Consider the following 21,300-nt stretch of genomic DNA (forward strand, 5'->3'; position numbering starts at 1 on the left):
CAGCCCACGCATAGGATCCGTTCCTACATTTCTGACGTGAACCGAAGAACCGTCGTCATCAACTCCGCCCTCGGAGTCGCCGCCCTCCTCCTCGCGGGCGGCACCTACGCGACCATCACCGCCACGGCGAAGCCCGCGAGCACCGTGAGCTCCCGGACCGTCGCGGTGAGCCGCGCGACCCTCGAAGCGACGGCGACGGCGGCGGGGAACGTGTCCTCGACGACCACGACCGCCGTGGGACCAGGCAACTGCTCAGGCCCCGTCACCGCGGTCAAGGTGAGCGTGGGCCAGGCCGTCAAGGCCGGCCAGGAGCTCGTGGACATCGACCCGACCAACCAGCAGAACGCCGTCGACTCCGCGCTGGCGGCCCTCGACTCCGCCGTCGCGCAGGCGGGACAACAGGCGGCGCAGTCGGCCAACTCGGTGTCCCAGGCCCAGCAGCAGCTCGCGAACGCCCAGCAGACTCAGGCGCTCGACGCGCAGCAGCAGGCTGCAGCCGTGGCCAACGCGCAGAAGCAGGTCGACACCGACCAGGCCAATGTCACGTCCGCCCAGGCGACGGCGACCGCGAACCCCAACAACGTGCCGGACCAGAACGCGCTGACGTCGGCGCAGGCGCAGCTCACGAAGGACCAGCAGGCGCTCACGCAGGCCCAGAACCAGCAGCAGAGCACCGCGCTCAAGGACCAGCAGCAGATCGCCTCCGCGCAGGTCTCGCTCAACTCCGCCCAGAACTCTCAGGCCAACGCGGCGCCCAGCAACACGACGTCGTCGCAGATCGCCCTGCAGACCGACCAGAAGAACCTCGCCGACTGCACCGTCAAGGCACCCTCTGACGGGACCGTGACGGCGATCGGCGCCGTGGTGGGCGCGAGCGCGGGCAGCGGTTCGAGCTCTGGTTCCTCGGCGTCGTCGGGCTCCTCGGGCTCCGCTGGCGCTGGCTCCTCCGGTTCGGGCTCGGCGTCGAGCTCGTCCTCGTCCAGCTCGGGCCTCGTGACGCTCACGGACACGGGTCATCTTCAGGTCGTCGCGGGCTTCTCCGAGTCCGACGTGGCCGCGATGAAGGTCGGCCAGGCCGCGACGTTCACGTTCCCTGCCATCAAGACCGACGCCAACGCGGCCGCCGTGACCGGCACCGTGACCTCGATCGCCGCGACGTCGACCACCACGAGCGGCGTGGTCACCTACTCCGTGACGGTCTCGATCGCGAACCCGCCGGCCACCGTCCGGCTCGGCGAGAGCGCCAACATCTCGGTGACCACTTCGACCTCCAGCAACGCGCTCGTGGTCCCGACGCTCGCCATCACGACCGGCGGAACCCGTCAGACCGTGAGTGTCCAGCGCAACGGCGCGGAGCAGACCGTCGCGATCACGACTGGCATCACCGCAAACGGCCGCACCGAGGTGCTCACGGGACTCACCGAGGGCGATCAGGTGGTCCTCCCGAGCGTCACGACGAGCACGGACACGAGCTCGCAGAGCACCCGCGGCGGGCTGTTCGGCGGGGGCGGCTTCGGCGGCACCGGCGGTGCAGGCGGTACGGGCGGCGCGGGCGGGACCGGAAACAGTGGCACGCGAGGGGGCACGAGTGGCGGCAACAACACCGGCACCGGCAAGTGAGGCCTGGGCGGCGCCAGCCGCCCGCCGCCCGCCGCGTCCCGTCATCGCCCTCAACCGCATCCGCAAGGTCTACGGGCAGGGCGAGGCGGAGGTCCGCGCGCTCGACGGCGTAAGCCTCACCATTCAACGCGGCGAGTTCGTCGCGATCGTGGGTGCCTCGGGCTCCGGCAAGTCCACGATGATGAACATCATCGGATGCCTCGACGCCCCGACCTCCGGCCGCTACTTCATGGACGGCATCGAGACGGGCGAGCTCGACGAGTTCCAGCTCGCCCAGATCCGCAACCGCAAGATCGGCTTCGTGTTCCAGAGCTTCAACCTCATCCCGCGCACTCGCGCCGTCGAGAACGTCGCGATGCCGCTCGCGTACCGCAAGGTGCCCCGGCGCCAGCGGCACGCGCTCGCGCTCGAGGCGCTCGACGCCGTCGGCCTTTCGGCGCGCGCGGGGCACTTGCCCTCGCAGCTCTCCGGTGGGCAGCAGCAGCGCGTCGCGATCGCGCGGGCCCTCGTGACCGAGCCCGTGCTCCTCCTCGCGGACGAGCCGACGGGTGCGCTCGACACGCATTCGTCCGCGGAAATCCTCGACCTCTTCGAGTCGCTGCACGCGCGCGGCCGCACGATCGTCATGATCACGCACGAGCCCGAGGTCGCGGCGCGCGCCCAGCGCGTGGTGCGTATGCAGGACGGCCACGTCGTGTCGGACACCGCGCAGACCCCCGTGCACCACCTGTCCGGAGGCGCGCGATGATCACCGAGGCGGTCCGCTTCGCGCTCTCCGGCATCTCGGCGAACAAGATGCGCTCGGTCCTCACGACGCTCGGCATCGTGATCGGCATCAGCGCCGTCATCACGCTGCTCGCGGTCGGCGCCGGGACGTCCAACATGATCAGGGACCAGATCGCCAAGCTCGGCACGAACGTCCTGACGGTGAACCGCGCTGTCTCGACGGGCGGCCGCTCGACCGGCGGGAGCGCCACGGGGGCCCGCACGCAGTCCACGAACCTGACGCTCGCGGACCAGCAGTCGCTCAACGACCCCGTGCTCGCGCCGGACATCGCGACGACTGCACCGGTGATCCAGGCGCAGTCGGTCACGGCGACGCTCGGCTCGTCGACCCACTCGGTCGCGTCCACGCTCGGCACCTCGCCCTCATACTTCGGGATCACGAACTTCACCGTCTCGGCGGGCCGGCTCCTCGACGACGGCGACTCCGGGCAGGCGGTCGTGGTGCTCGGCAACAGCGTCGCGACCGACCTCGCGAGCAACGTCTCGACCCTCGTGGGGCAGACCGTCTCCCTCAATGGCCAGAACTTCACGGTGGTCGGCGTGCTCGCATCCAAGGGCACGAGCGGGCTCAACGACCCCGACGACGTCGCGATGGTCCCGTACACAACGGCCCAGGACAAGTTCACGGGCTATTCGCCGAGCCTCTCCTCGATCCAGGTCCAGGCGAAGAGCGCGGACGTCATGACGCAGGCGCAGAACGAGATCCAGCAGATCCTCGACGCGCGGCACAACGTCACGAGCGCGAATCGCGACTACCAGGTCCGCAACCAGGCGCAGGTGCTCTCGACCGCAACCACGACCACCCAGACGCTCACGATCCTCCTCAGCGCCGTGGCCGGAATCAGTCTCCTCGTGGGAGGGATCGGCGTCATGAACATCATGCTCGTGACCGTCACCGAGCGGACGCGCGAGATCGGCATCCGCAAAGCGATCGGGGCCACGCGGGGGAACATCGTGATGCAGTTCCTCGTCGAGTCGCTCATCATCTCGATCCTCGGTGGCATCGTCGGAATCCTCATCGGATTCGGTGCCTCGAGCTTCGAGATCGCCGGGATCCGACCCGAGGTCCAGTGGTGGACGGTGTGGCTGAGCGTGCTCGTCTCCGCGGGCATCGGGCTCGTGTTCGGCATCTACCCGGCCAACAAGGCCGCCAAGCTTCGCCCCATCGACGCCCTCCGTTACGAGTAGGCCCCACCATGAGAGAGCCGCACATGTCTGAGCGCACCTCCGAAAACGAGCGCACCGCCGAATTCACCAGCGTCGAGAGCCCGACCGAATCGTTCGACGCCCCCGCTCCCGGATGGGGCGCCCCCGCGTGGGGCGCGCCCCAGCATCAGGCGACGCACGGCGCCGAGGTGCCGGCCGCCGTCGTCGGTCACCCCGGCGAGCCCGCGTGGACAGGCGCCGAGCCGCTCGCCCCGGCCGCGGACGACGACGAGCCGTTCGTCCCAGCCAAGCGGTACCGCATGGCGCGGTTCACCAAGGTGCTCGTGTGTGCCTGCCTCGTGCTGGCGGGCGCGCTTGGCGGCGCCGCGATCCAGAAGGCCGTCGACGCACGCAACGGGACGGGCACGACAGGCCGCAACTTCTCCCAGATCGCGCCCGGTGCGGGGACCGGCGCGAGCGCGGGCACGGGCACGGGCACCGGCCAGAACGGAACTGGCGGCTTTGGCGGGCGGACCCAGGCGAGCCAGGGCGCCACCGCCCCGACGGCGCCCGCCGTCGCGCCGTAGGCCGTTCGGCCGGCCCGAATTTGGCCGTCTCACTCAGTGCTGTACGATGTCCAGTGCAAGGTGCCGTTCGTTAGCTGAGGCTCCTTCGCGGAAACAAGCCAGCGACCCTAAACGTCGAGAGACGCCACCGGTCAGGACAGGCTGCCCCGGGTTAAGGGGCAACCCCGATTGGCTCCCTCCACCAGGAGGGTCACGACGCGAAGTGCCAAAGGTCTTACGAGGAAGGGCCCCCCGGCAATCTGGCCGGGGCCTCCGGAGGCACGTGAAAGACGAGCACAGGAGGTGACTGACCGTGTCAAGCGGCGATAGTAGTACCTCCTTGCGTACCCCCTGAGCCTTCCGCTCAGAGCACTCTTCACTTTCCCCACGCGCGTCGATCCCGGCTCCGAGCCGGCCGTTCCGGCGTGCCCGCTTCACGAGCCCCGACCACCGTCGGGAGGAAGCAGGTCCCCATGATCAAGACCTCTCTCACCCGTGCCCACCGCCCTACCACGACCAAGATCCAGCCCCAGGCAGTCGGCCACAGCGGCCCCGCGACGGGCGCCTCCGCCGTCCTCGATTCCGCCCACGTCGGCGACATCAAGGGCGCCTTCGGCACCATCCGGCTCGATGACACGTCGACGTCGCGGAGCTGGAAGACGCGCCTCAAGACGCTCCTTGCCATCCTCGGCCCGGGGCTCATCGTCATGGTCGGCGACAACGACGCCGGTGCCTTCGGCACGTACACTCAGGCCGGCCAGAACTACGGCACGAGCCTCCTCTGGACGCTCGTGCTCCTGGTTCCCGTCCTCTTCGTCAACCAGGAGATGGTCCTCCGCCTCGGGGCCGTGACCGGCGTGGGGCACGCCCGGCTCATCCTCGAGCGCTTCGGCAAATTCTGGGGCGCCTTCAGCGTGATCGACCTGTTCATCCTCAACGCGCTCACCATCGTGACCGAGTTCATCGGCATCAGCATCGGCCTCTCCTACCTTGGCGTGCCGAAAATCCCGGGCGTCGTCGTCTCCGCCCTCGTGGTCATCGGCGCGACGAGCACGGGCTCGTTCCAGCGCTTCGAGCGCGTGTGCATGGTCCTCGTGTTCGGCTCGCTCCTGCTCGTCCCCATCTTCTTCCTCAGCAACCCGGACTACGGCCAGATCGCGCACGACTTCGTGGTCCCCGGCGTTCCCACGGGCTCGAACATCTCCGACGTCACCCTTCTCATCATCGCGATCGTCGGCACGACCATTGCGCCCTGGCAGCTGTTCTTCCAGCAGTCCTACGTGATCGACAAGCGCATCACGCCGCGCTACATGAAGTACGAGAAGGTCGATCTGTGGATCGGGATCCTCATCGTGGTCCTCGGCGCGGGGGCGATCATGGCGTTCACGGCCTTCACCTTCGCAGGCAAGCCCGAATTCGGGCAGTTCACCGACGCGGGCGGCGTGGCGCAGGGCCTCGAGAAGCACGTCGGCCACATCGCGGGAATCCTGTTCGCTCTCGCCCTCATCGACGCGTCGATCATCGGCGCGGCCGCGGTCGGCCTCTCGACGTCCTACGCACTCGGCGACGTCCTGGGCCTCAAGCACTCCCTGCACCGCAAGGTGAGCGAGGCGAAGGGCTTCTACGCCGCGTTCGCGGGGATCATCCTCATCTCGGCGGTCATCGTCGTCATCCCCGGAAGCCCGCTCGGCCTCCTCACCGTCGGCGTCCAGGTCCTCGCAGGCGTCCTGCTGCCCTCCGCGACGCTCTTCCTCCTGCTCCTGTGCAACGACAAGCAGGTCATGGGCCCGTGGGTCAACGGCAAGGCCATGAACGTCTTCACGTCCCTCGTGATCGCCGTGCTCGTGATCCTCTCGGTGGTCCTCACGACTGCGACCCTGTTCCCGGGCATCGACGGCGGCACGATCATCGCGATCCTCAGCGGCGGGGCGGTGCTGGTGATCCTTGCGGGCGTGGCGCTTGCTGCCTTCCGGGTCCGCGCGCGGCTGCAGGGCAAGGTCACGGAGGAGCCCGCCGTCGACCGCTCAGAACGGCTCACGTGGCGCATGCCGCCCATCGCCCTCCTCGAGCGCCCACAGCTCTCGCTCACCCGCCGGATCGGCCTCGGCGTCCTGTGGGTCTACCTCATCGTCGCGATGATCCTCGTGGTGGTCCGCGTCGTCCAGCTGGCCCTCGGCGCCGCCTGACCTTTTCTCCCCATTCCCTCGGGCGTGACGTACAGTCACCTCGAGCGGGCTGACGTGCTTGACGAAAGGCACCCGATGAACGTTGCAATCCAGACTCTGTCCCTGTCCACGATCCTGCGCCACCCGGTGAGCGACTCCGAAGGCCACCGCATGGGCACGCTCGCGGACGTCATCATCCGGCTCCGCGAGAACAACTACCCCCTCGTGACCGGTCTCGTGGTCGCCGTGGGCGGCGCGCGCGTCTTCGTCTCCGCGGAGGACCTCGCCGCGCTCACGTCCGAGCGCGTCGATCTCGGCAGCACGAGCGTCAACCTCGGCGAGTTCACGCGGCGCGAGGGCGAGGTGCTCCTCTCCGAGGACGTGCTCGGCCACCGGCTCATCGACCTCGGGCGCGTCGCGTTCGTCAAGGCCTATGACGTCCAGCTCACCCAGGTCCTCGACGGCTGGACCGTCACGGGTCTCGACGTGCACCGCCGCCGCTGGCTCGGCTTCGGGACGCGTCACGCCGCGCACGACGTGCGCGACTGGCAGGACTTCGAGCCGCTGATCGGCCATTCGGAGTCGGCGCGCGTGCGCCAGGCCTCGGCGCGCCTCCCCGAGCTCAAGCCCGCGCAGATCGCGGACATCATCGAGGAGGCAAACGAGAACGAGCAGGGCGAGCTTCTCGCGCAGGTCCACTCCGACCCCGAGCTCGAGGCGGACGTCTTCGAGGAACTCGACGAGGACAGCCAGTCCGAACTCTTCCGTGATCGCTCCGACGCCGAGGTCGCGGAAGTGCTGGGCCGCATGCAGGCGGATGACGCCGCTGACGCGCTCATGGACCTCCCCCAGGAGCGGCGCAAGTCCGTGCTCAACCGGCTGCCCGAGCCGCAGCGGGCCACCGTCCACCGCCTGCTCGGCTACCACGACCTCACCGCGGGCGGGCTCATGGGCACCGACTTCATTGCCCTCCCCGCGACGGCGACGGTCGGGGACGCCCTCGCGGCGGTCCGGGCCGCAGGCGCTCTCCAGGCCCAGGCGCTCGTGACGTTGTACACGGTGCGCGCGGACGGGACGCTCGACGGCGCGCTGAGCCTCGTCCAAGCCGTCCAGGCGCAGCCCGACCGGGTACTCGCAGACGTCGCTGACACCGACGTCGTGGTCGCCTCCGCCGCGGACGACGTCGTCGACGTCACCACGCGCATGGCGGACTTCAACCTCCTCTCGCTGCCCGTCCTCTCCGACGATCGGCGCATCATCGGCGTCATCACGGTCGACGACGCGCTCGAAGCGGCCATCCCCGAGGACTGGTCCCAGCGCGAGACAAACCACCGCGAGACCGGCTCCGAATAGTCCTCGGAGCTAACGTGGAAGGGGGCTTCGGATTCTGTCCGCAGCCCTCTTCTACGTACAGTAGATGTCGATCCCCGGGTTTCAGGCGAAAGGTGGTGCGAGCATGCGCGCCCTGTTCCGCCTCTCGCGCGCTGCCACCGTCGCGGGCGCCACCGTGTTCCTTGCCGCTGGGGCGCACACCGCCGCGGGCGGGGCCCTGCCGGACCCGCTCATCCTTGCTGGCGTGCTCGCGCTCGTCCTGGCCGGCGTCATGCCGCTCTCGACGCGGAAGATCTCGGCACCGGTAATGGTCGCGGTCCTGTCCGTGACCCAGTTCGCACTGCACGAGGCCTTCGGGATCCTGTCCGAGACGTCCGCTAGCGCCCCCGCGCTCGCACCCGGCGCCGCCCACGTGCACATGCTCGGCGCGGCCGGATCTGGCTACGGTGGCCACACCGCCGGCGCCCACGCCCTGAGCGCCCATACCCTGAGCGACAGCCCCGCGATGCTCGCCGCCCACGCGATCGCGACGCTCGCGACGGCCCTCCTCCTCGCCAAGGGAGAGGCCGCGCTGTGGGCCCTGCTCGCATGGCTGCGCCCGCTCGTACGCCTCCTGGCGGCAGCAGTTCTCCACCCCACGCCGGCGGTGCCGGCCTTCACCGAGGAATTGCTTCCGCGCGTCTGGCGGAGCCTGCGGCTCCCCGCGCTGCGCGGTCCGCCCGCTGCCTTCGCCGTCGCCTGAGACGGCACGCGCCGCCCGCACCGCGGGTTCCTCAATCCGTTTCCCCGGTCCGTACCCGGGTGACCCAGAAGGCACAGCACACCATGAACACCACTTTCCTCAAGACGCGCACGCTCAGGACCCAGGCCCTGAAAGGCCTGGGCACCCTCGCGGCAACCGCCGCCCTCCTCGCCGCGGGCGCCGCCGCGGCCTCGGCGCACGTGACCGTGAGCCCGGACGACCCCGCGGCCAACGGCTACACGCACCTCACGTTCAACATGCCGAACGAATCTGCCACGGCCAAGACGACCAAGCTCGACGTCAAGCTCCCCACGGACACGCCGTTCACCTCGGTGTCGGTCAAGCCGATCGAGGGCTGGACGGCCCAGGTCATCACCGGCGAGCTGCCCAAGCCCGTGACGGTCGGTGGCTCGACGGTCACGAAAGCAGTCACCGAGGTCGTCTGGACGGCCAACGACGCCGCGCACGAAATCGGGCAGAACCAGTACCAGTCGTTCTCACTCTCCGTGGGCAGGCTCCCGGCCGCGGGCACGAAGATCGTGCTCCCGGCCGCGCAGACGTACACGGACGGCACGGTCGTGAACTGGAACGAGTCCGCCGAGGAGGGCCAGCCCGAACCGCAGCACCCCGCGCCCTCGTTCACGACGACGGCGGCGGACGACGCGACGCCGTCGGCCTCTGCGAGCGCCACGCCCGCGGCGAACGCGGCTCCGGCCTCGCAGACGGGCGACACTGGGGCGGGGACGTGGGGCATCGTCCTTGGAGCGATGGGTACGGTCCTGGGTGCGGCGGCCCTCGCCGTCGTCCTGTCCGGGCGCCGCACGTCGGCCAAGTAGGCGCTAGGTGGAAGCGGCCGGCCGGGTCCCCCCGGCCGCCCGCCATCGAGAGGAACAACGCATGAGAATCTTCGCCCGAGCCGCCACGGCGGGCGCACTGCTCGCCCTCGCGGTCGCCACACTCCTTCCGGCCGCCGCTGCGCAGGCCCACGACGTCCTCGAGTCGACCAACCCCGCCAACGGTTCGACAGTCGCCTCGGTGCCCGCCGCCGTCGTCCTCACCTTCGACCACACGCCGATCGCCATCGGCACGAAGATCACGGTCAAGGACTCCTCGGGCGCGGACGAGGCGGCGGGCGACGCGACCGTCGTCGACAATCAGGTGACGCAGGCGCTCAAGCCGGGCGCCCCCGCGGGCCACTACACGGTGGTGTGGCGAGTGGTCTCCTCCGACTCGCATCCGATCGAGGGCACGTTCACGTTCACCGCGGGCGCCGCGGGCGGCGGCTCGGGAGGGACGACGGCGGGGACCACCGGCGCGGCATCGGCAGCGAACGCGTCGACACCCGCGGCGTCGTCAACGACGAGCGGCCCCACCGAGCCCGTGGGGGCGGGGGTGCCGGCGTGGCTCATCGTGGGCGGAACGGTCCTCTTGCTCGTGGTCGGGGCCCTCGCCTACTTCGTGCGTCGAGGCCTTTCCGGACCACGGTCGGAGGACTAGCGCCGAGCTGGGAATAAGCTGGGAAGACCGTTTGACCCTTGTAACGTGGGTCACAGATCTGCAACAGTGCACAAGACCGCATTGACAAAAACTGTCAATGACTGGGCGGTCCTTGAGCAAAGGGGACGTACTTGAAGCGGAAGATCTTCGCGGCGGTAGGATCTGGGCTGCTGCTCGTCGCCAGCCTCGCGCTGAGCACAACAGCCTCGTGGGCGGCACCGGGCGGATCGGGCAACTCCGACCACTCGATCAAGGTGTGCGCGGCGCCCAAGGCGGGCGACGCGGCCTGCACGGCCCGGCAGGCGGCCGATCCGAACGGTCATCCGGTGACGGGCGCGAGCGCGCCGCCGGCAACCGGTCTCACGCCGTCCCAGCTGCAGAACGCCTACAAGCTCACGGGAACCTCCTCAGGCGGGCGCACAGTCGCGATCGTGGACGCCTACGGCTACCCGAACCTCGAGCGCGACCTCGCGACGTACCGCTCCCAGTTCGGCCTCCCGGCGTGCACGACCTCGAATGGCTGCCTGAGCATCCGCGACGAGAACGGCGGCACGCGCCTCCCGCGCTTCAACCTCGGATGGGCGCAGGAGCAATCGCTCGACGTCGACGCGGTCTCAGCCGCGTGCGCCGACTGCAAGATCGTAGTGCTCCAGGCCAACAGCGCCTCGTTCACCGATCTCGGCACGGCCGTCCAGACCGCCGCGAAGATCCCCGGCGTCGTCGCGATCTCGAACAGCTACGGCGGCTCCGACGCGGCCGACTCGACGTACGGGAAGTACTACAAGTTCCCGGGCATCGCGGTGACCGCAAGCGCCGGCGACAACGGCTACCAGGGCGCGTCCTACCCGGCCTCCTCGAGCTACGTCACAGCCGTCGGTGGCACGTCCCTCGTCGCGGCGTCCAACGCACGCGGCTGGAGCGAGAGCGTCTGGACCGGAACGGGCTCTGGCTGCTCGAGCCTCAACGCGGCGCTTTCCGCCGCCTCCTCGTACAACACCGGCTGCGCGGGGCGCGCGATGAACGACGTCGCGGCCGCCTCGGATCCGAACAACGGCGGCCTGGCCGTCTACTACCCGACCTCGAGCGCGAACTCGACGTGGGGCCAGTTCGGCGGCACGAGCGAGGCCTCCCCGATCATCGCCTCCGTGTATGCCCTCAACGGCAACACCGGCTCGGCGGCGACGGGAACGTACGCGAACTCGCTCCCCTACGGACACTCGGGCAGCTTCTTCGACGTCACGTCGGGCAACAACGGCACGTGCACCACGTCCCAGTGGTGCACGGCAGGCACGGGCTGGGACGGCCCGACCGGCCTCGGCACTCCGAACGGCACCGGGGGCTTCTAGTCCCGGCGAGCGGGTGGTCTCGCTGAGAGCCTGAAAGGTCACGTCCCTGGGACCACACCGGCGAGGGACCCGGCCCGAGCTCGCAAGGGCCGGGAGCCGGTGGGGAGGGGTTCGTCCCCACGGGACGTGACCTTTTTTTAACCGGCGGTGGGCGGCTCGTCCGGTTTGCGGGTGGCCCCCGCAAGGACGAGCGCGACGGCGATTGGCACGAGAATCGCGAGGAGCGCGAGCCGCAGCCCCACATGGTCGCCGAGGAAGCCGAGGAACGGGGGCCCCGCGAGGAATGCAATGTAGCCGATCGTCGCGACCACCGAGACGCGAGAGGCCGCGTGCCGCGGATCGTCGGAGGCCGCCGACATCCCCATGGGGAACGCGAGCGCGGCGCCGAGCCCCCACAGGAGCGCGCCGAGCCCCGAGATCCAATAGATTCCCGAGAGGGAATACATCGAGAGCCCCACGAGGGCGGAGACCATGCTGAGCCGGAGCGCGAGGACGCGGCCAAGGCGATCGATGATCCGCCCGCCGAACCAGCGGGCCACGGTCATGGCCCCCACGAACACGGCGAACAGCGCGGCTCCAGCCGCTTCGCTCGTGCCGAGGCCGTCCACGACCCCCTTCGAGATCCAGTCGTTGCCCGCGCCTTCAGTGAGCGTCGCGCCGAGGACGACGACGCCGATGAGCAGCGTGCGCCGATCCGTCCACGCGGCGAGCGCCCCGCCCGGTTCCTTCGGGGCGGTGGCCGGGGACGCGCCGTCGTCCGCTTCCTCCGCCGCGCCGGACTCGGGCGCCTCATGCGCGGTGAGCGGCACGAAGTGTCGCGGCACGAACACCATGATGAGCACCACGGCGACCATGATCGCGGCAAGGTGAACCGGGAGCGGAACGCCCATCGCGCTGAGCCCCGCGCCCACGAGCGCCCCCACGACCGCGCCTCCGCTGAAGCCCGCGTGGAGCTGCGGCATGATCGTGCGCCCCAGGCGGTGTTCGACGTCGGCGCCGGCGATGTTCTGCCCCACGTCCCAGAACGCGATCCCGACGCCGAACAGCGCGAGGCCCGCCGCGACGACCACCACGGCATGCAGCACGAGCCCCAGCGCGATCGCGCCTCCCGCGAGGACCGCGAGGAAGCCCCCGAGCCGCACGGTGCGGACGATCCCGATGCGCCCGGCGGTCGGGCCGACGAGCGGCATCGCACACAGCGAGCCGATCGCGCCCACAAGCAGGATGAGACCCATCTCGCCCGTCGAGAGGTCGAGGGTCTGCGTCACGGCGGGGATACGAGCTGCCCAGCTCGCGAAGATGAAGCCGTTCGTGCCGAAGATGATGAAAGTCGCGATCGCGGCGCCGCGGACCACGGCGTGGTCCGGAGCGGCGGCCGACGCGGCGGTCACCGAAGGGTCGCCCTGGGAGCTCATTGGCCAGCCTTCGTGAGGAAGTCGGTGAGGATGGGGCCCGAGATCGTCGCGCCGAGGCCGCCCTCGTCGACGAACACGGCGACGGCGAGGTCGCCCTGGACGCCGATGATCCACGCGTGCGTCTTGGGAGGGTTGTCACTGCCGAACTCGGCCGTTCCGGTCTTGGCACCCACGGGCGCGCCCGGCACTGACATGAGGAAGCCCGCGTGCCCGCTCGTGACGACCGCGCGCATCATGTCGCGCAGCGTGCCCGACTCGGCCTGCGTGACGGGCTTCGAGACCGCGCTCGCCCTGGGCGAGGCGGACGCCGTCGCCGCAGCCGAACCGCTCGGCGAGCCGCTCGCAGGGGCGGTGGGCGCGTCCTTCTCGCCCCCGCTGAGCACGAGCCGCGGTGCCACGACGCCGCCCTTCTCGACCGACGCGGCCATGACGGCGGCCGAGAGCGGCGAGAAGAGGACCTTGCCCTGCCCGATCATCGACGCGGCGTGTTCGGTGCTCGTCGCGTCGCCGGGCACGGAACCGAGGAAGGCTGGCGCGCCGAGGACGCCCCCGTCCACACCGACGCCGAGCGAGGCCGCCGTCCCCTGGAGCTGCTCCTGCGAGACTTTGTCCCGCTGTGAGATGAAGGCCGTGTTGCAGGAATGCGCATACGCGTCCCGCAGCGTGATCGTGCCGAGGTGCGCGCTCGGGTAGCCGGTGGCGTTCTGGAACGTCTTGCCGTCCACCGTGAGGGTCGGGGCGCACTCGACCGAGAGGTCCGGCGTGGCGCCGCCGCGCAGGAGCGCGAGCGAATCGACCGTCTTGAAGATGGAGCCGGGCGCGTACTGGCCCAGCATGGCCGTGTTGTAGCCGTTGCTCCCGGGACCGCTCGCGGCCGCGAGGACCGAGCCGTCCGAGGGTCGGATCGCCACGACCGCCGAGGCCGGCCCCACCTTCGCGAGCGCGTCCTCCGCGATCTGCTGGAGGCGCGGATCGAGCGTGGTGCGCAGAGAGGTGCCGGGCACGGGAGCGGCGGCAAACAGCTGCCGCTTGGCCGCCGCGGACGACGACGGCGAGGGCTTTGCGCTCGAGGCCGGGCTTGCGCTGGGGCTCGCGGAGCTCGGGGCCCCGCCGGCGTCCGGCGAGGCGACCGCATACACGGTGACGCCCTCCTGGCCGCGCAGCTCGTCGTCGTACTGTTCCTCGAGGCCGCCCGTGCCTGTCTCGTCGCCCGCCTGCAGCGCGCCGTTGGATTTCTGGATCTGTTCGGCCGTGGCCTGGCCCACCGTGCCGAGCACGGCGCGCGCGAACGTGCGGGTCGGCGCGAGCGGGAGGGTGTCCCCGAGCAGGACGGCGCCGCTCACGGCGGTGATCTGCTGGTCCGTGGGGGTGCGGCCGGGGGCGTCGCGGAGCACGATGGCCTCGACGAAGGCCTTGGCGCCCGCCGAGGCCACCTGCTTCGCGTAATCGGCCGGGTCTAGGCCCACGAGCGTGGCGAGGGCCCGGGCGGACGCGTCCTGGTCTTGCGCGACGACCTTCGTCTTGTCGATTCCCACGCGCAGCACGGGCCGGTCGGTCACGAGCTTCGCGTCGCCGGCCCCGAGGATGTCCGCGCGCGGTGGCGCCTTGGTGTCGGCCACGAGCACCTCGCCGGACTGGAGGCCCGGGGCCAGGAGCGTGGGGCTCCATTCGACCGTCCACTTGTCGCCGTTCTGGGCGAGCCGCGCCGTCGTCGTGTAGGTCCACTCGCGGCCCGAGAGCTTCCACCGAAAATCGAACGGTACCGTCGTGGTGCCGTTCGATGTGGTGGCCTGGCCAGCCGAGACGCTCGGCTTGACGTCGCCGAGGCCCTCGACGATTGCCTTGAGGCGGGTCTGCGCGGCAGACGGATCGGTGCCGCTGAGGGGAGCCTGGGAGACGTCGAGAGCCGAGAGGGCCTTCGATACCTGATCGGCGGCGGCCTTGGCGGCGGCCTGAGAGCCGTTGTCGCAGGAGGTTAAGGCACCGCCCAATACAGCGACGGACAAGACGAGCGACAGAGCGCGCAGATTCCCCACTGGCTCAGCCTACGCACTCGCCGACCCGGCCCATAAGGGCCGCACGGAATTTACTCAGATCGATGGCCTAATCCGAGCTCGAGGAGCACCGTGTCGCGCCACGTCCCGGCCAGCGGACCGCGCGGCATGAGCGCAATGCGCTCGCGGCGGCCCACCTCGCGGAAGCCGAACTTGCGGTGGAGGGCGAGGCTCGCCACGTTCTCGGGAAACACCGTGGCCTGCACGGTCCACACGCCCTCGCGCGCCGCCGCGTCGAGCAGACCCGCCATGAGCGCGCTCCCCACGCCGCGGCCCGCAGCGCCCGGGTCCACGTACACGGAGTGCTCGACGACGCCCCGATAGACCGCGCGCTGCGACACTCGGGCGGCGCTGGCCCAGCCGAGCACGCCGAGCCCGTCCTCGCACACGATCACGAAGACCTTCGTGGCCGCGAACCCCTCCCAGGAGTCCGGCGGCGCCGATTCGAAGGTCGCATCACCGGCCTCGATCCCGGCGGCGTAGATGTCTCGGATGCGGGGCCAGTCGTCGGAGGTAGCGGGGCGGCACTGGGGGCGAGGCGAGAGGCTCATATCTCGTCAGGGATCAGTACTCGTTCTTGATGACGAAGAAGGAGCCGCGGATGGTACCGGCGAGCTTCGAGTTCTGCCTCGCGAACTTGACAGTGGTGAAATCCACGGCGTAGGGCATACCGGCAGGCTATCGCATTGGTCCGAGTCAGCCCCGGACGATCCCCTGGCTCACGAGGCTCTCCGCGCAGGCGACGACGGCCTCCTCGTTCGAGCGCGGCGACCACCCCAGCACAGTGCGCGCCTTCGCGCTGCTCGCGCGCCGCACCGTATTGAGCATGGGAACGATCTCGCGAGCCGGCGGCGCCGCGAGCGCGAGGGCCCGGAACACCCAGGCAGGCGCCGTGCGGGCGGGCACCCTGGCGGCCGAGTGGCCGAGGGACGAACGGAGCGCGAGCGCCATCGCGTGGACGGAAATCGGCTCGCCGGCCACGGCCAGGAAACGCTGCCCGGCGGCCTCGGGCGCGGTCATCGCCCTGAGGTGGAGGTCGACGACGTCCCGCACGTCGACCACGTTCATCCACATCGGCGGGGCCACGGGAAGATAGCCGGCGAGCAGCGCCTGGACGATCCGGATCGAATTCGAGAGGTCGGGTCCCAGGACGGGCCCGAGGATGGCCACGGGATTCACGACCGCGAGCTCAAGCCCTCCGCCCTCAGTCGAGACGAAGTCCCAGGCGGCACGCTCCGCGATCGTCTTCGACTTCGCGTACGGCGAGACGCCCGGGCCGTGGACGTCGGTCCACGAGGTCTCGTCCCGAGCGTGGGCGCCCCCGGCGAGATCCGGAGCGTGCCCGTAGCCGATCGCGGCGAACGAGGACGTGAGGACCACCCGCCGGACCTCAGCGTCCCGGGCGGCGCGCAGCACGCGGAGAGCGCCGTCGCGCGCCGGGACGATGAGCTCGTCCTCGTCCTTGGGCTGGCGGCTCGGGAACGGCGACGCGACATGCAGGACGTAGTCGGCCCCCGAGGCGGCCTCCTTCCACCCGGCGTCCGCCATCAGATCGGCCTGGACGTAGGAGACGCGTTCGGTGTGCGGCGCACCGGCCGTGACGAGCATGCGCTCGATCTCGGGCCTCCGAGCCTGCGAACGCAGGGTGGTCCGGACCGTGTGGCCGGCCGTGAGGAGCTGGGCGATAGCGTGAGCGCCGACGAAGCCTGTGCCGCCGGTCACAAGTACGGTTGCCATGGCTCCATTGTGAGCGCTCCGCATCAAGATCCTGCAAAGGACCAACCGGCCTGCGCAAGGAAAGAATCAAGACCCCCTGACGTGCGCAAACCCGGCGTTTGACTGATTCCACGGGCCGCACCGAGCGGCCTCTGGAAGGGGTTTGTCATGGCCGACGTGGCCGTCGTGGCGATTTTTCTTGTGCTTGCGGGCCTCGTGATGTGGTGCGCGTCCGCCCTCTCGAAGCTGGTGGATGGGAAGTGAGCGCGGCCCTTATCGCGTGGGCGGCTCTGGGCCTCCTCGCCCTGATCCTCTGCATCTACCTCGTGGACCAGCTGTTCCGTCCGGGAGGCAAGTAAGCCATGCAGTTCAGCTTCCTCTCGTTCTTCACGCAGATCGCCATCCTGCTCGTGGCCCTCGCCGCCGTCCACCGGCCGTTGGGCGCGTGCCTTGCGCGGGTCGCGGACGACGGCGGGCCTCACCTCCGCGCGGAGCGCTGGCTCTACCGGCTGGCGCGCATTGGCCCGGACAGCTCGCAGACGTGGAAGGCTTATGCGCGCAGCGTCGTGGCCCTCTCCGTCGCGGGCGTCCTCCTGCTCTACGTCGCCCAGCGCATCCAGCCCCTGCTTTCGGGCGGGCAGTTCGATGGCGTCGATCCGTGGGTGGCCATGAACACCGCGATCTCGTTCGTCACCAACACCAACTGGCAGGCGTACACGCCGGAGACCACGGTCGGGTTCGTCATCCAGATGGCGTTCCTCACGGTCCAGAACTTCGTCTCCGCGGCCGTCGGCATCGCCGTCGCGTACGCGGTGGTCCGTGGGTTCGTGCGCAAGGGTTCCACCTCGCTCGGCAACTTCTGGGTCGACGTGACCCGGCTTGCGTTCCGTGTCCTCCTGCCGCTCGCCGCGATCGCCGCCACCGTGCTGATCGTCGCGGGCATCGTGCAGAACTTCTGGCCCACCACCGTCACCAACCAGCTCACGGGAGTCTCGCAGACCATCCCGGGCGGCCCGGTCGCGAGCCAGGAGGCCATCAAGATCCTCGGCACGAACGGCGGCGGCTACTTCAACGCGAACTCGGCCCACCCGTTCGAGAACCCCAACGCGTTCACCAATCTCTTCGAGGTCTTCCTCATCCTGCTCGTCCCGTCGGCGCTCCCGTACACGTTCGGGCGCATGGTGGGCGACCAGAAGCAGGGCTACACGATCCTCACCGTCATGGGGGCGCTGTGGGCGCTCTCGACCGGTGCGATGGCGTGGGCCCTCGCGGCGTGGCCGAGCCTCGGCGAGGGGCTCGAGCAGCGCTTCGGTCCCGCGGCGACGGGCATCTTCACGACGGCGACGACCCTCACCTCGACGGGTGCGGTCGACGCCGCCCACGATTCGCTCCCGCCCCTCGCGGGCGGCATGGCCATGGCGAACGTGATGCTGGGCGAGATCGCCCCGGGCGGCGTTGGATCTGGCCTGTACGGGATCCTCGTGCTCGCGGTCGTCGCGGTGTTCCTCGGCGGCCTCATGGTGGGCCGGACGCCGGAATACCTCGGCAAGAAGGTCCAGGCGCGACACATGACACTCGCCGCCCTGTATCTCCTCGTGACGCCCGTCATCGTCCTCGTGCTCACCGGGGCCGCCGTCCTCATCCCGGCCGCGGTCGCGCAGGCTCCCGCCCAGGGACCGCACCAGTTCAGCGAGCTGCTCTATGCCTTCACGTCCGCCGCGAACAACAACGGCTCGGCATTCGCCGGGATCACCACCTCGGATCCGCTGCTCTCGACGCTACTCGGCGTCGCGATGTGGCTCGGCCGCGTCCTTCCCATGATTCTGGTCCTCGCCCTCGCGGGCTGCTTCGCCGCGCAAGATCCCATCCCCCTGTCGAAGGGAACCCTCGTGACCTACGGACCGCTCTTCGCGGGCCTGCTCGGCACCGTCGTCATCCTGCTCACTGCCCTCAACTACTTCCCGGCGTTCGCGCTGGGACCGATCGCGGAAGGAACCTTCCGATGAAGACCGCCGAACACGACGTTCCCGCCCAACCAGGACAGCCCGCGCCCGGACAGCCCGCGCCCGGGCAGCCCCCGGCGCCCGCGCCAGCCCACGTCCCGGCACCCCGGGTCACCGAGCTGTCCGGGCACGCGTACAAGCGCCGCCGCGCCTTCAACCGGCAGCTCATCCTCGACGCCATCCCGGAATCGTTCGTCAAGCTCGACCCGCGCCAGATGAGGCACTCGCCGGTCATGTTCACGGTGCTCATCGGCACGATCGTCTCCGCGATCGCGTCCGCGGTCCAGATTGCCCAGGGAAGCCCCGACGTCGTCTTCAGCGTCGTCATCACCGCCTGGCTCCTGCTCACGGTCCTCTTCGCGAACTTCTCCGAGGCCCTCGCCGAGGGCCGCGGCAAGGCGCAGGCCGAGAGCCTTCGCATGGGCCGCCAGGGCCTCGTGGCGCGGCGCCTGCGGGGTGGGATGGGCGGGTCTGCGGGTGGGATGGGCGGGTCTGCGGGTGGGATGGGCGGGTCTGCGGGTGGGATGGGCGGGTCTGCGGGTGGGATGGGCAGGTCTTCAAGTACAGAGGAAGCCGTTCCCGCCTCAGAGCTCCGCAAGGGCGATCTCGTGGTGTGCGAGGCCGGGGACATCGTCCCGTCCGATGGCGAAATCGTCGAGGGCCTCGCGATGGTCGACGAGTCCGCCATCACGGGCGAATCCGCGCCCGTCATCCGCGAGTCGGGCGGTGACCGCTCGGCCGTGACCGGCGGGACCAAGGTCATTTCCGACCGGGTCGTGGTCCGCATCACGGCAGATCCGGGGACCACGTTCATCGACCGCATGATCGCGCTCGTCGAGGGCGCCGAGCGGCAGAGGACGCCGAACGAAATCGCGCTGCACGTGCTCCTCGTGGCCCTCACGATCGTCTTCCTCGTGGTGACCGCGGCGCTCGTGCCGTTCGCGAATCTCGCGGGCTCGATCCCTTCCCCTGTGGTCCTCGTGGCCCTGCTCGTGTGCCTCATCCCCACGACCATCGGCGCGCTCGTCCCGGCGATCGGCATCGCGGGCATGGACCGGCTCGTGCAGCACAATGTCCTCGCGACGAGCGGCCGCGCCGTCGAGACGGCTGGAGACATCACAACGCTCCTGCTCGACAAGACCGGCACGATCACATACGGCAACCGCCGGGCGGTCGACTTCCTGCCGGCTCCCGGCATCGATCCCGCCGAGCTCGTCGAATCAGCCCGCCTCTCCTCCCTCGCGGACGAGACGCCCGAGGGCCGCTCGATCGTGGACCTCGCGACCGAACGCGGCGCGGACGGCCCGGATCTCGCCGAGCTCACGGGGCTGCGCGGCGGCCACGTGAGCGCGGTCGAGTTCACGGCCGTGACCCGCATGAGCGGGCTCGACGACGGCCAGCGCCTCTACCGCAAGGGCGCGGCGACCGCCGTCGGACGCTGGGTCCGCGAGCTGGGCGGCGACCTCCCCGCGGCAGTGAACGGCGACGTCGACCGTATTTCGCGCGACGGCGGCACGCCGCTCGTGGTGGCGACGCACGACGGCGGTCGGCCGCGCGTGCTGGGGGTCGTCCACCTCGCCGACGTGGTCAAGCCGGGCATCGCGGATCGCTTCGCGGCGTTGCGGCGCATGGGCATCCGCACGGTCATGATCACGGGCGACAACAAGCTCACGGCCGCCGCGATCGCCCGCGAGGCCGGCGTGGACGACTACCTGGCCGAGGCGACCCCCGAGGACAAGCTCACGCGCATCCGGCAGGAGCAAGAGGCCGGGCAGCTCGTCGCGATGACGGGCGACGGCACGAACGACGCCCCGGCGCTGGCCGCGGCGGACGTCGGCGTCGCGATGAACTCGGGCACGCAGGCCGCGAAGGAGGCCGCCAACATGGTGGACCTCGACTCCGACCCGACGAAGCTCATCGACGTCGTCGCGATCGGCAAGCAGCTGCTCATCACGCGCGGCTCGCTCACCACGTTCTCGGTCGCGAACGACGTCGCGAAGTACTTCGCGATCATCCCGGCACTGTTCGTGGCCGTGTTCCCGGGTCTGGGCCTGCTGAACGTCATGGGCCTCGCGAGCCCGAAGAGCGCGGTCCTCGCGGCCGTCATCTTCAACGCGATCATCATCGTGATGCTCGTGCCGCTCGCCCTCCGCGGCGTCCGCTACCGGCCCGTGTCCGCCCAGCAGGCGCTCCGACGGAACCTGCTCATCTATGGCGTGGGCGGAATCATCGCGCCGTTCATCGGCATCAAGATCATCGACCTGCTCCTGGCCGTCGTGCCAGGGCTGCACTGACCTCTCGAAAGGAAGGGAGTCCCCTTTGAACGTCTATCTCCGACAATTCGGCACCGCGTTCCGCCTTCTGGGGCTGTGCACGATCCTCCTCGGAGTCCTCTACCCGCTCGCCATGTTCGGCGTGGGGCAGGCCGTCGCCTCGCGCCAGGCCAACGGCTCGATCGAGCAGCTCAACGGGCAAGCCGCGGCCTCGACGCTCATCGCCCAGGCCGTTCCCGACCAGGAGAACCGGTTCTTCTTCCCGCGCCCGTCCGCGGTCAAGTGGGACCCGTCGTCGTCCTCCGCAACGAACCTTGGCCCATCCGACCCCGCGCTCGCGAAAGCGGAATCCGACGCGCGCGCCGCGGTCGCCGCCCGCGAGGGCGTCGCGGACGCGGCCGTGCCGATCGATGCGGTGACGAGTTCGGGCTCGGGGCTCGATCCGGACATCTCGCCGGCGTACGCGGAGCTTCAGGTGCCTCGCGTCGCGAAGGCCACCGGCCTGAGCACGGACCAAGTGGAAAAGCTCGTGGCGGACGCGACGAACAATCCGGTCCTGCGCCTCCTCGGGCAGCCCGCGGTCAACACCACCAAGCTCAATCTCGCGATCGCCGGACTCGTCAAATAGGCCCGTCACGG

Annotated in this window: 17 protein-coding genes, 1 pseudogene and 1 riboswitch; of the genes and pseudogenes, 13 read left to right on the top strand and 5 right to left on the bottom strand. The window is 70.1% G+C overall.

Annotated elements, in window-relative coordinates:
- Positions 1-36: 36 nt before the first annotated feature.
- From ACOKR1_RS20565 to ACOKR1_RS20610, 10 genes are all read left to right on the top strand, one after another.
- Positions 37-1,620, top strand: coding sequence for an HlyD family efflux transporter periplasmic adaptor subunit (locus tag ACOKR1_RS20565; RefSeq protein ID WP_422934730.1), 1,584 nt, complete (start codon positions 37-39; stop codon positions 1,618-1,620).
- Positions 1,589-2,368 carry an ABC transporter ATP-binding protein gene (locus tag ACOKR1_RS20570; RefSeq protein WP_422934731.1) on the top strand — a complete coding sequence of 260 codons (780 nt, stop codon included), beginning with the start codon at positions 1,589-1,591 and terminating at the stop codon, positions 2,366-2,368. The genes ACOKR1_RS20565 and ACOKR1_RS20570 overlap by 32 nt, the downstream gene beginning before the upstream one ends.
- The gene (locus ACOKR1_RS20575) at positions 2,365-3,594 is read left to right on the top strand and encodes an ABC transporter permease (protein ID WP_422934732.1); all 1,230 of its coding nucleotides are present in this window, start codon (positions 2,365-2,367) and stop codon (positions 3,592-3,594) included. The genes ACOKR1_RS20570 and ACOKR1_RS20575 overlap by 4 nt, the downstream gene beginning before the upstream one ends.
- 23 nt (positions 3,595-3,617) lie before the next feature.
- Entirely contained in the window at positions 3,618-4,139 is a 522-nt protein-coding gene (locus tag ACOKR1_RS20580) for a hypothetical protein (RefSeq protein WP_422934733.1), read from the top strand.
- 59 nt (positions 4,140-4,198) lie between these two features.
- Positions 4,199-4,370: riboswitch (M-box (ykoK) riboswitch) on the top strand.
- 221 nt (positions 4,371-4,591) lie between these two features.
- Positions 4,592-6,304 (top strand): NRAMP family divalent metal transporter, encoded by a 1,713-nt coding sequence (locus ACOKR1_RS20585; RefSeq protein ID WP_422934734.1) that lies wholly within the window; start codon positions 4,592-4,594, stop codon positions 6,302-6,304.
- Between the two features lie 75 nt (positions 6,305-6,379).
- Positions 6,380-7,636 carry a magnesium transporter MgtE N-terminal domain-containing protein gene (locus ACOKR1_RS20590; RefSeq protein ID WP_422934735.1) on the top strand — a complete coding sequence of 419 codons (1,257 nt, stop codon included), beginning with the start codon at positions 6,380-6,382 and terminating at the stop codon, positions 7,634-7,636.
- A 103-nt stretch (positions 7,637-7,739) separates the two neighbouring features.
- The gene (locus ACOKR1_RS20595) at positions 7,740-8,357 is read left to right on the top strand and encodes a hypothetical protein (protein ID WP_422934736.1); all 618 of its coding nucleotides are present in this window, start codon (positions 7,740-7,742) and stop codon (positions 8,355-8,357) included.
- 83 nt (positions 8,358-8,440) lie between these two features.
- Positions 8,441-9,193: a YcnI family protein gene (locus ACOKR1_RS20600; RefSeq protein WP_422934737.1), complete on the top strand. Its 753-nt coding sequence runs from the start codon at positions 8,441-8,443 to the stop codon at positions 9,191-9,193.
- Between the two features lie 61 nt (positions 9,194-9,254).
- A complete protein-coding gene (locus ACOKR1_RS20605; RefSeq protein WP_422934738.1) occupies positions 9,255-9,854 on the top strand; it encodes a copper resistance CopC family protein in 600 nt (199 codons plus the stop codon).
- Positions 9,855-9,985: 131 nt separating this feature from the next.
- Positions 9,986-11,200 (top strand): S53 family peptidase, encoded by a 1,215-nt coding sequence (locus tag ACOKR1_RS20610; RefSeq protein ID WP_422934739.1) that lies wholly within the window; start codon positions 9,986-9,988, stop codon positions 11,198-11,200.
- A gap of 137 nt (positions 11,201-11,337) precedes the next feature.
- On the opposite strand, the gene ACOKR1_RS20615 is transcribed toward ACOKR1_RS20610, so the two are convergent.
- The 5 genes and pseudogenes from ACOKR1_RS20615 to ACOKR1_RS20635 form a co-directional block, all read right to left on the bottom strand.
- On the bottom strand, positions 11,338-12,615 hold the full coding sequence (locus tag ACOKR1_RS20615) for an MFS transporter (protein ID WP_422934740.1): 1,278 nt from the start codon (positions 12,613-12,615) through the stop codon (positions 11,338-11,340).
- A complete protein-coding gene (locus ACOKR1_RS20620) occupies positions 12,612-14,651 on the bottom strand; it encodes a penicillin-binding transpeptidase domain-containing protein (protein ID WP_422934741.1) in 2,040 nt (679 codons plus the stop codon). Before ACOKR1_RS20620 ends, ACOKR1_RS20615 begins: the two co-directional genes overlap by 4 nt.
- Positions 14,652-14,701: 50 nt before the next feature.
- Positions 14,702-15,220, bottom strand: coding sequence for a GNAT family N-acetyltransferase (locus ACOKR1_RS20625; RefSeq protein WP_422934742.1), 519 nt, complete (start codon positions 15,218-15,220; stop codon positions 14,702-14,704).
- A gap of 13 nt (positions 15,221-15,233) precedes the next feature.
- A pseudogene (locus tag ACOKR1_RS20630) lies at positions 15,234-15,308 on the bottom strand (phage tail protein); the annotation flags it as partial.
- Positions 15,309-15,365: 57 nt separating this feature from the next.
- Entirely contained in the window at positions 15,366-16,406 is a 1,041-nt protein-coding gene (locus ACOKR1_RS20635; RefSeq protein ID WP_422934743.1) for an NAD-dependent epimerase/dehydratase family protein, read from the bottom strand.
- A gap of 341 nt (positions 16,407-16,747) precedes the next feature.
- Between ACOKR1_RS20635 and kdpA the strand changes: the two genes are divergently transcribed.
- The 3 genes from kdpA to kdpC all read left to right on the top strand — a co-directional run bounded on the left by kdpA (position 16,748) and on the right by kdpC (position 21,289).
- The gene (kdpA, locus tag ACOKR1_RS20640; RefSeq protein WP_422934744.1) at positions 16,748-18,391 is read left to right on the top strand and encodes a potassium-transporting ATPase subunit KdpA; all 1,644 of its coding nucleotides are present in this window, start codon (positions 16,748-16,750) and stop codon (positions 18,389-18,391) included.
- 212 nt (positions 18,392-18,603) lie between these two features.
- Positions 18,604-20,682: a potassium-transporting ATPase subunit KdpB gene (kdpB, locus tag ACOKR1_RS20645; RefSeq protein WP_422936697.1), complete on the top strand. Its 2,079-nt coding sequence runs from the start codon at positions 18,604-18,606 to the stop codon at positions 20,680-20,682.
- Positions 20,683-20,707: 25 nt separating this feature from the next.
- On the top strand, positions 20,708-21,289 hold the full coding sequence (gene kdpC / locus ACOKR1_RS20650) for a K(+)-transporting ATPase subunit C (RefSeq protein WP_422934745.1): 582 nt from the start codon (positions 20,708-20,710) through the stop codon (positions 21,287-21,289).
- Positions 21,290-21,300: the final 11 nt, after the last annotated feature.

It is taken from the genome of Sinomonas sp. P47F7 (assembly GCF_049332655.1).
In the GTDB taxonomy this organism is placed as follows: domain Bacteria; phylum Actinomycetota; class Actinomycetes; order Actinomycetales; family Micrococcaceae; genus Sinomonas.